Genomic DNA, 9,797 nt, shown 5'->3' with positions numbered 1-9,797 from the left:
GGAGGTAGTTGTTCTCAGAAAGGCACCATTGGGTGACCCTATAGAGTATCTTGTTAAGGGATACAATATTAGTTTGAGGAAGAGTGAAAGCGAGCACATATACGTCATTGTGAATGAGGTGAGGGAAGGTGAGGCTCCCGCTAGCGTTTCTTCCGGAGAACGCGGAAGCCATAGTCGTCGAGGTTAGAGGAGGTATGGGCATTATGAGGAGGCTCTTAGATTTAGGCCTTACCCCTGGTGCCAAGGTAAAAGTCATTCATTCTGGTTCTGCGGGGCCTGTTCTCATAGAGGTGAGGGGATCTAGAGTCATGGTGGGGCGAGGTATTCTGATGAAGATTATTGTCGAATGGGGTGGATCGCCGTGACTATAAGGGTAGCTCTCATTGGAAATCCTAATGTCGGTAAAAGTCTAATATTCAACAATCTCACGGGGGGTAGGGTTCACGTCGGAAACTGGCCTGGTAAAACTGTTGAGAAGAAGGAGGGGCGATGCAGGCATAGAGGAGAGGATATCCAGATTGTTGATCTTCCCGGAGTATATAGCTTGACCGCTCAGACTATTGACGAGATGATAGCGCGTGACTATATAGTGAAGGAGAAGCCTGATGTCGTGGTTGACATAGTCGACGCGTCGAACCTCGAAAGAAATCTATACCTGACACTTCAATTGCTCGAGCTTGAGGCAAATGTCGTCGTTGCCTTGAACAAGTATGACCTGGCAAAGAGCCTTGGCTTTCAAATAGACGTTGAGGGCCTTTCGAAAATGCTTGGTGTAAGGGTTATACCGACAATCGCAACGACGAAGGAAGGTATGCAGGAGCTGTTAGACGCCATCGTTGAAGCCTCAAAACAGAGGAGGAGAGGTAGCACGCTACGCTATAATGAACGCGTCGAGAAAATAATCTCAAGAATGGAGCAGCTCATCCAAGAAGACAAGTTACTCGCTGAAGCGTATCCTACAAGATGGCTTGCTATAAAAGTGTTAGAGAGTGATGAAGAAGTATTAAAAGAGATTGAGAAAAGTTCTCAAAAGGAAAGAATATTAGCCCTCAAAGAGAGCCTCCAGAAGGAACTCGGCGAAGATGCTAGCGTAGTTTTAGCTGAGGCACGTTATGAGTTCATAAGTGGCGTGCTTGGTAAAACTGTAAGAGGAGCGAAACCATTAACGGTCACCGACCTACTCGACAAAGCGCTGCTAGACAAGTATGCAGGAATACCTGTTTTCCTATCGTCTATGTGGCTCCTCTTCAGGTTTACCTTCGACGTCTCATCACCCCTCACGAGTTTGATAGAAATGTTCTTTGGCTGGCTCGGCACATTAGCCTCCGCATCCATACCAAATGAGCAACTCGCCGGGTTCGTGGTTAACGGACTCCTGGGAGGTGTTGGCGCCGTCTTGACGTTCATTCCACCTATATTCTTCTTGTTCTTCGGGCTCTCACTTCTCGAGGACAGCGGCTACCTTGCAAGGGCTGCCTTCGTAATGGATAGGAGCATGTATAGGCTGGGTCTCCACGGGAAATCGTTTATCCCCATGCTTCTAGGCTTTGGCTGTAATGTCCCAGCAGTCATGGCAACCAGGATAATAGAGAGTGATGAGGACCGAATAATAACAATACTCGTTAACCCGTTAATGTCGTGTAGCGCTCGGCTACCCGTCTATATTCTAATAAGCTCGGCTGTTCTGGGATCTTATGCAGCTATAGGCGTTTACTCGATGTATCTCCTCGGAATAGCGTTAGCCCTAATTATGGCCCTCCTTTTCAGGAGGACAATATTCAAGGGTAAACCCTCACCGTTCATCCTAGAGTTACCACATTACGCACGACCAACTCTACGGAATACTGCGCTACACATGTGGGAAAGGGGCTCACTTTTTCTGAAGAAGGCGGGGACAATAATAACACTTACCATGATTGTGGTGTGGTTCCTTTCGAGTTATCCATGGGGGTCACACATCGAGGAGTCATACGTGGGAATGCTGGGCCGCACACTTGAACCCCTCTTCCGTCCTCTTGGCTTTGACTGGCGTGCTGTCGTAGCACTCTTCTTCGGCTTTCTGGCCAAGGAGGTAGTCGTGGGAACCTTCGGTCTACTCCTTGGAGCCGAGGAGACGGGGTTGCCTGAGGCTCTTAGGAGTCAGGGGATTTTCACTCCACTCACGGGCTTCGCATTCATGGCCTTTACCCTCATATACATGCCTTGCGTCGCGACTATCGCAGCGATATACAGGGAAACTAACTCGCTGAAGTGGACGTTGTTTGCTATCGTCTATTCAATGATACTGGCATATGTTGTTGCTTTCGCGATTATAATCGTGGGTCATCTGTTAGGTTTCGCATGAGGTGAAGAAAAATGGTAAGAACCCGGAATAATCGAGGAATACTGGTTGTATATGCTTTGATCATGGGATTGCTCTACGTTGTAATTGGCTTAGCGGAGTTTATCCTGGCCATCTGGAACTGGTTCATAGATCCTTCAGGAAACTTAAGCTTGCCGTATCTTCCTAGCAGAGACCTCTTTGGAGGATTCTCATCCCTCACAATTGGAGCAGTATATCTCAGGAGCCTAGACCTCTTAAAGGGGAGGAACGAATCGCTGGGTTTCACACTCGTAGGTGCGCTCCTTGCCGGGGCTTACAGTGTAGTATACATGCTCATTATAGGTGCGGATGGCCTCAACGCTTATCTCTCCCATATCTCCGGGGAAGAATTTACATGGGAGTGGTTAACACAAGGAACCCTTGAAACCGGCATACTGAGACCCGAAATATGGCTTGGCCTAGCTTCCCTGCCCCTGCTCATCTTGACTTTAAAAAATCTAGAGAGCCAAAAATCAGAGTAATGATTTAATTTATCTTTCTTGATTCAAGAGTACGAGAGCTTGTCCACTTGGAGGAGCTAATGTGTAATCAGCTTCCAGGTAAACTTGCCTCGTGGATCTTTGTTTCTCTCCCATTCTCCCATTTTCCAAGTGTGATCATGTGAGACGTGATCCTAACGAAGGTACAGGTACTGTTGTGCCCGTTTTCGATCCAGGATCCAGTATTGGCGTAAACTCTCCCCTCCTCAACTAGCAGCTCTGGCACATGTGTGTGTCCTAATACTACTCCATCGATTCGCCCGATTTGGGGTATACTTTCAAGGGATCGGAGGAAGCGGTTGAGCGGTTTGCTTACAGACAAGTGTCTAAGGCTTTTCCCGCGAAGCCTACTCTTTGATAATTTCATGTTTAATTCCTCGAGAAGACCATACCATATTCTGTCCTGTAGTTTCCTCCACAACATAACTAGAAGAGGGGAGAGGAGTAGGATAGATACCAGGAAAAGGATAAACTCCTGTAACACATTGTTCGCAGTTATAGATGCTAGAAGGAATGCAAATGATCCAGCGCTCAAAGCGGCAAGCATCCATTCCGATGGCCCCGGTAGCGAGAACAGCGACTCTGAAAGTATATACACGTAGCTTTGAATCTTCCACAAGCCCTTAAATCTTGTAAAGAGAGCATCAAGCTGGTGTCCATGCAGCAGCAGGTATTTTCTTCCGTCCACGTTCAGGATGAAAAAATCCGGAACTGTGTAAATGTCACCTTTCCCACGACTACTCTCAAGTTTTATCCATGAGACTATCCTGTCGTGGTTACCCGCAACATAAATTATCGTTTTATCAGAGCCAACCAAGACTTTTACAGGATCGTAAGCGCTCCTAATGATATCCCCTACTTTTGCGCTCCAAAAGTCAAAAATATCGCCTAGGAGTACTATTAACTTCACATTATTGTCCCCTAGTATTTTCTCGAGAAACTCTGAGAGCTCCCGGCTCTTAGAAAGCTCTCTACCCTTGTACTTTAGCCCCAAATGGGTATCTGATATAGCTATTGCTTCCTCAGCCTCTGTTAATTCAACCTCAAGTATTTTTCCTATCTCGCTCTCCAGCCAGCCTATCCTCATGTCATCAAGAAGGCTTTTTCACTCTAGGCAATAAACCTAATGTAGTTTTTCTTGTTATGAAAAGATCTTTTCTCATGTTTTTCCATGGTTTTCCTAAATAACCCCCTCCGCGATTAAAGTGCCGGGTTAAGCCATGGCCAAAAAATTGGTAGGCATGCTACTGGTAACACTGCTGCTAGCCTCGATGTTATCCTACTCTGCGAGCGTTAGTGCCTCAAAAGATAACTCTGTCGAAATACTGATAAGGAATGCCCAAAAGCTCAAAAAGATAGCCTACGAGAGGCTAAACGTCACGCTCTCTGTCCTGAGCGCAAACAAGTCTCTGTTGAACATGACAAAGTCTCTCAACTTATCATTGATTGAAGGACTACTCAGCCAGGCTGACACATACCTGAACTTAAGCATCCAGTTATACAACTCAGGAAACTTTACGGGAGCCAAGCTTTATGCAATCTATGCTATAAACACCTATGATAACGTTATTGAGATCCTAGAGGAATTCGCTGAGAAAGCTGGAATAAATCTAGAGTTTGAGGAAGCAGAGGAACACCTAAACCAAACCGAGGTAAAAGAGGTTGAGGAAGCCCTCAACAAGACAGCACTACTCCTGCAGCTTCAAGTACTTGAGGCTAGAGTAACTGCGCTCGAAGCATCACTTTCAAAGCTAAATCAGTCAGAGTTCAACCTCACCTTTGTCTTCCAACTGCTTGACTATGCTAAGACAATACTAGCCCAGACGAGAAACCAGCTTGCCCAAGGTAACATCACTGTGTCCATTTTAGCCCAAAACCTTGCAGTTGTCAAAAAGATCCTCGGACTTGTAAACGCTGAGCTAAACAGACAGTCATTACACGTCACTGTAATCAGGGCGATGAAGCTAGGCCTCTTAAAGAAGAATGACACAGCATTCCTTAACCAGTCGCTAATAATTCATAAAATCCCCAAGTTAAAGGAGGTTCGCAATCGGACTCACACAGGTATCAATGAAACAGCAGCTGAGCTGGAAGAGATACAAGCCGAGGTAAGAAACATGTCCAAAAACATATCAAAGCAAATCAAAGAGATCGAGAAGAAGATAAAAGAAGAGGTCAAAGAGAAGGGTAAACACGTGAAAGAGATAGAAGAGGAGGTGGATATACCTACAGCCTCAAAACCCCCTAAGGAGAAAATCCTTCCGCCAGGCCTCGAGAAAAAAGGACACGGAGACAATGATGGGAAGCACGAGGAAAACCCACTAACACAGAGCTCACAGGGTAAAAGAAAATAAGACTTTTTTCCATTTTTTAATAAATTAACTTTTTTCCTAGACTTGTTCTAAAGTCAAGTTTATGGTTTAATTGCTAGGATAATCGACAGGATTAATGCATAGATGAACATAGCTGAACCTAATATGGCTAGAATTTTCCTAGATTTTTCTTCATTCACTAAGTTAGCTTCAACTAGAACCATGTGGAGTCCGTACAAGGCGTGGTAGATAGCCGCACCGGCCAAGACGAGTTCCATGCCGAGTACAAGAGGGTTCTTGAAGGCCGCTATCACGTCTTGGTATGTTGGCAGCCCTTTATAAGAGCCCCAGATGTGTACGCGTAAGAGGTGGGCAAGAACAGCTACGACTAGGATTACCGCTGTAATTACCTGGAAGATCCATCCAAGGCTTTTTCTACCTGAGGACATTTATAATCACCTCTACACCAAGCAGAATGAATAAGAGAGCACAGATCCATGCAATAACGAGAAGTTTACGCCTATGCTCTAGAAGGAACCCCATTTCAACAATAGCGGAATAGATACCCAGAGTTCCATGAATAACGAGTACAGCCCATAAAAACGAGTCTATCACGACTCCCATGGGCCCGGCAAAGAGGTTTAAAAGCTGCGAGTAAGCCTCGGGTCCAGCCAGCAGCGTCGTAATGTCAACAAGGTGGCCGAGAAGATAGAATGCCATAATTATACCTGTCAGTCTCCTGATAGCGAAACTTACATGCTCCAGGCTTCTGCCCTTAATCCTAAACCAACTAGTAAAAGCATCTCTTAAACCCACAAAACCTCACCCCTCAACCCTAACCCTACCACTAATAATGTTCCTTCTAAGCTTCAGGATCGACTCCCCAGGCTTGAAGTTTACAGGACACCTAACACTACACTCGAAAGCCGCATGACACCCCCAGACACCCCTACGCGAGTCTACGACACGTGGAACTCTCTCGTTGCCCGACCTAGAGATCAAGGCTAGCAATGAAGGCCCGAGATACTCGGGGAACGTGTTAGCAATCGGGCATGCTGAATAGCAGATGCCGCACTCCAGGCAGTCGTATAGCTTTTCCCGCGGAATTGACACAGCATTATTCAACCTTAACTCGAGCTTTTCAAGTGTAGACGGGGCCACATGCCTATAACGTCCAAACATTCTCGACTTGTCCACCGCCAGGTCGCTTATCACCTTAAAGCCCCTTAAGGGTTCAAGTACAACAACCCCATTCCTAGCCACGTCTCCGATCCTCGTGATGCAGGCAAGCCTCTCCACACCGTTAATCACCATCCCGCAAGCGCCACAGACGCCATGGTGACAAGCGTGCTCGAATACCAGTGTCTTGTCCTTTTCGATGCTTATTCTCTCGACAACATCAAGAACACTCTCGCTGGGATTTGCCTCTACTTCGAAGGTATCGAAGCTAATCCTTCCATCCTTATATCTCCTTATCACAACCTTGTATCTCATCCATTCTCACCTATTCGAAGTAGAGCCAGTAGGGGCTCATGGGTAATTCCGAGGTCTTGGATCGCACAGAAACGCCAAGTCTCTCGGCAACAAAATCACCCATTTTTTCGGCCATAAGCCTCGCAGTAGTAAACTTCCCACCTATGATGCTCGCGAAATTCTCGATTCCGTCACGAGAGTGATCCAGTATTGCAAAGCTCCTGCTAACCTCCCTTCCAGTCGTGGCCGCTCCTGCTCCTATTAGTGGCCTAGACGAGACGTATACAGCCTTCACCCTCAGCTTTGACACTATCGGAGCTAGCTCGGAACCCCTTTTAATCATCAGCTCTACGTGATCCTGGGGAGCCCTAACAATGTCTGGATCCTCGACGACCCACGAAGTGGTTCCCACGACGCTAGTCCCTCTATGGTGAACTATTATATCCCCATCCCCCGGCTTGTTAAGCCTGTTAAACACCATGTACCCAATCCTACCATCCAGCGCCACCATTACCCCCGGGCTAGGCTTCACGGGAACCCTGACGCCTGCCAGCCTTGCAACCTTGTCAGCCCAAGCACCTGTCGCGTTTATGATGAAGTCAGGGGTAAGCTCGTACTCCCGAACCCTTACCTTGTCCAGGACACGTACTCCGACGATTCTACCATCCGAGACTCTAAAACCTACTACCTCGTTGTAAGGCCTAAACTCAGCCCCGTATTTTTTAGCCGAAGCCGCGAAGCTCAAGATAACCTTCAGGGGGTCAAAGGTTCCATCCGGCACCTCTACTGCTGCCTTGAGTTCAGGATTAAGGTTAGGTTCAAGGCGCAACGCCTCCTCTCTTGATACCTCGCGAACAGGTATCCGAGCCCGCTCACACTGCTTTAGGAAAAAGTCTTTGTACTTTAAATCATCCTCTGTAATAGCGATGAAAAGCCCTCCATTCTTTTCGAAGAGGAAAGGCGCTATCCTCCTCAAAATGACATTCTCCTCATAACACTCACGTGCAACCTCCACGTCGGCAATATACCTGCAACCACTATGTAAGAGTCCATGAGTCCGCCCACTCGTCCCCGCGCCGAGAGAGCCCCTCTCGACAACCTGAACCTTGAACCCGCGAAGGGCAAGGTCATATGCTATAGCTGCACCCGTAACGCCGCCACCGATGACTAGTATCTCCTTGTCCCGTCTCTCCACAGCGACATTACCCCTACATAGTATTTCAATTTTTTGTAACAAAAATATTTAAAATAAGATATATTATTTTCTTACTCATACCCATAAGCCCAGGGAACCTCCTTTGCCCAGCCAAGTGAACGCTTAACCGCAGCCCTCCACCCGCTGTAGAGTTTTTCTCTTCTCCCCGCATCCATCTGGGGTTTGAAAACTCTCTCAGCTCTCCATAATTTGCGGATCTCGTCAAGGCTCTCCCAAACACCAACCGCAAGACCTGCTAGGTACGCCGCGCCAAGCGATGTTGTCTCGCTAATCAAAGGCCTCTGGACTTCGACGCCGAGGATATCCGCCTGGAATTGAAGCAAGACATTGCTTTTAGCAGCTCCGCCGTCCGCCTTCAAGATCCTGATCCTACCACCGATGTCTTTCTCCATCGCCTCTATAACATCTCTCGTCAAGTATGCAATGCTCTCTATAACAGCCCTTGCAATATGTTTTCTCGAGGTTCCACGCGTTATACCGATTATTAATCCTCTAGCGTAGGGATCCCAGTATGGGGCTCCAAGACCAGTGAAAGCTGGGACAAAGTACAATCCCCCAGTGTCATCGGTAGACTCCGCTAGTGGGTCAATCTCCGGTGAAACCTCTATTAGCTTAAGCCCGTCTCTAAGCCACTGAATCGCGGCACCCGTTATGAATATGCTACCTTCGAGTGCGTAAGTCGCCTTCCCCGGCTCAAGGCTGTAAAAAACAGTTGAAAGTAAGTTATTCTTGGACTTGACGATATTCTTCCCAGTGTTCAAGAGTATGAAATTCCCCGTACCATACGTTGACTTAACATCCCCCTCATCGAAACCCACTTGTCCGAACAAGGCTGCCTGCTGATCCCCTGCATCGCCTGTCACAGGTACACTTTTTCCATTAAACACACCGTTAACTTCTGGTCCCGTGTAGCCGTAGGCATCTCTTTCGCTTGAAGGTCTAGGTAGAGGAAGACTTTCCACGTCGATGCCACCTAATAGCTCCAACAACTCTGGATCCCAATCCAGCTTACGCAGATTGAAGAGCATTGTCCTAGAAGCGTTAGAGTAATCCGTGACGTGGGCACCGCCCTTATCCGGGGTCAACGTGTTCGGCGACCCTCGGGTCAGGTTCCAGATAATCCAAGAGTCAATGGTTCCAAAGATCGCTTCTCCCTTACTCATCTTGTCACGGAGACCCGGGATGTTTTCCAACAACCACCTGATCTTGCTACCTGAAAAGTACGGATCGGGGACCAAGCCAGTCTTCTCATATATCTGCTCGAAATGTCCCCGGCGGAGCTCATCAGTGATAGGTGCGGTCCTTCTGTCCTGCCAGACTATGGCGTTGTAAAGGGGCTGTCCTGTACGCGGGTCCCAAACCACAACAGTTTCACGCTGGTTGGTCACACCTATAGCGGCTATTTCCTCCGCTCTAATCCTAGAGCGATCAAGAACCTCCTTCATACATAACAGTGTTTTCTCCCAAATCTCTAGAGGGTTGTGCTCAACCCAACCGGGCTTTGGAAAGATCTGTGAGTGCTCCCTGTAAGCCCAGCCCCCTTGTACGGGTTTCCCCTCCTCGTCGTAAATAGCTACACGCGTCCCAGTTGTCCCCTGATCTATAACGAGGATTTTTTCACTCATGCGTTTAATATTTAGTATAGAAACTCTAATAAGTTTTCCATTATTAACATAGCTTACAAAATACATAAATATATGTTAGATTTCATTAGGCTCAATGACGAAAACCAATCCGGGATTAATATCATTGGCCCTCCTTCTAACAATGATCATAAGTTCTTTCCTCGCATACTCCGTCATGAGTAGCTTCGGATACGTAACTGTACAAGACGTCAGATTCTACGGTCCAAACAACGAGCTCATCAGCGCACACCTTTACGTCCCAGCAGATGCAACACCGCAGAAGCCCGCACCAGGTATACTAGCCATTCA

At 47.3% G+C, this 9,797-nt stretch carries 11 protein-coding genes and 1 pseudogene; 6 read left to right on the top strand and 6 right to left on the bottom strand.

The genetic code is table 11. From position 1 onward, the window contains the following. The 4 genes from ACP5KC_RS04380 to ACP5KC_RS04365 all read left to right on the top strand — a co-directional run. A partial coding sequence (locus tag ACP5KC_RS04380; protein ID WP_428286874.1) for a FeoA family protein occupies positions 1-187 on the top strand: 187 nt, incomplete at its 5' end. After that, positions 129-365, top strand: coding sequence for a FeoA family protein (locus tag ACP5KC_RS04375; RefSeq protein WP_052884071.1), 237 nt, complete (start codon positions 129-131; stop codon positions 363-365). The genes ACP5KC_RS04380 and ACP5KC_RS04375, both read left to right, overlap by 59 nt. Next, the gene (gene feoB / locus ACP5KC_RS04370) at positions 347-2,344 is read left to right on the top strand and encodes a ferrous iron transport protein B (protein WP_428286873.1); all 1,998 of its coding nucleotides are present in this window, start codon (positions 347-349) and stop codon (positions 2,342-2,344) included. The genes ACP5KC_RS04375 and feoB overlap by 19 nt, the downstream gene beginning before the upstream one ends. A gap of 11 nt (positions 2,345-2,355) precedes the next feature. Then, positions 2,356-2,844 carry a hypothetical protein gene (locus ACP5KC_RS04365; protein WP_428286872.1) on the top strand — a complete coding sequence of 163 codons (489 nt, stop codon included), beginning with the start codon at positions 2,356-2,358 and terminating at the stop codon, positions 2,842-2,844. A 67-nt stretch (positions 2,845-2,911) separates the two neighbouring features. Here the strand turns inward: ACP5KC_RS04365 and ACP5KC_RS04360 are convergent, their stop codons facing one another. After that, positions 2,912-3,949, bottom strand: a complete 1,038-nt coding sequence (locus ACP5KC_RS04360) for a UDP-2,3-diacylglucosamine diphosphatase (protein ID WP_428286871.1) — start codon at positions 3,947-3,949, stop codon at positions 2,912-2,914. Positions 3,950-4,082: 133 nt separating this feature from the next. On the opposite strand from ACP5KC_RS04360, the gene ACP5KC_RS04355 reads away from it, so the two are divergent. Next, entirely contained in the window at positions 4,083-5,216 is a 1,134-nt protein-coding gene (locus ACP5KC_RS04355; RefSeq protein WP_428286870.1) for a hypothetical protein, read from the top strand. A 59-nt stretch (positions 5,217-5,275) separates the two neighbouring features. On the opposite strand, the gene ACP5KC_RS04350 is transcribed toward ACP5KC_RS04355, so the two are convergent. From ACP5KC_RS04350 to glpK, 5 genes are all read right to left on the bottom strand, one after another. Next, positions 5,276-5,623 carry a hypothetical protein gene (locus tag ACP5KC_RS04350; RefSeq protein WP_424738297.1) on the bottom strand — a complete coding sequence of 116 codons (348 nt, stop codon included), beginning with the start codon at positions 5,621-5,623 and terminating at the stop codon, positions 5,276-5,278. Further along, a complete protein-coding gene (locus ACP5KC_RS04345; protein WP_052884065.1) occupies positions 5,610-5,990 on the bottom strand; it encodes a hypothetical protein in 381 nt (126 codons plus the stop codon). Before ACP5KC_RS04345 ends, ACP5KC_RS04350 begins: the two co-directional genes overlap by 14 nt. Positions 5,991-5,996: 6 nt before the next feature. Continuing rightward, entirely contained in the window at positions 5,997-6,668 is a 672-nt protein-coding gene (locus ACP5KC_RS04340) for a 2Fe-2S iron-sulfur cluster-binding protein (RefSeq protein ID WP_273433667.1), read from the bottom strand. 10 nt (positions 6,669-6,678) lie between these two features. Then, positions 6,679-7,842 carry an FAD-dependent oxidoreductase gene (locus ACP5KC_RS04335; RefSeq protein WP_273433670.1) on the bottom strand — a complete coding sequence of 388 codons (1,164 nt, stop codon included), beginning with the start codon at positions 7,840-7,842 and terminating at the stop codon, positions 6,679-6,681. 71 nt (positions 7,843-7,913) lie between these two features. Continuing rightward, entirely contained in the window at positions 7,914-9,488 is a 1,575-nt protein-coding gene (gene glpK, locus ACP5KC_RS04330) for a glycerol kinase GlpK (protein WP_428286869.1), read from the bottom strand. Positions 9,489-9,582: 94 nt separating this feature from the next. On the opposite strand from glpK, the pseudogene ACP5KC_RS04325 reads away from it, so the two are divergent. Beyond that, positions 9,583-9,797 (top strand): annotated as a pseudogene (locus tag ACP5KC_RS04325) (hypothetical protein); the annotation flags it as partial.

The sequence above is a fragment of the Infirmifilum sp. genome, from assembly GCF_049970975.1.
GTDB lineage: Archaea > Thermoproteota > Thermoprotei > Thermofilales > Thermofilaceae > Thermofilum > Thermofilum uzonense.
The sequence above is the reverse complement of the archived record's forward strand: the minus strand, read 5'-3'. Positions and strand labels throughout refer to the sequence as shown.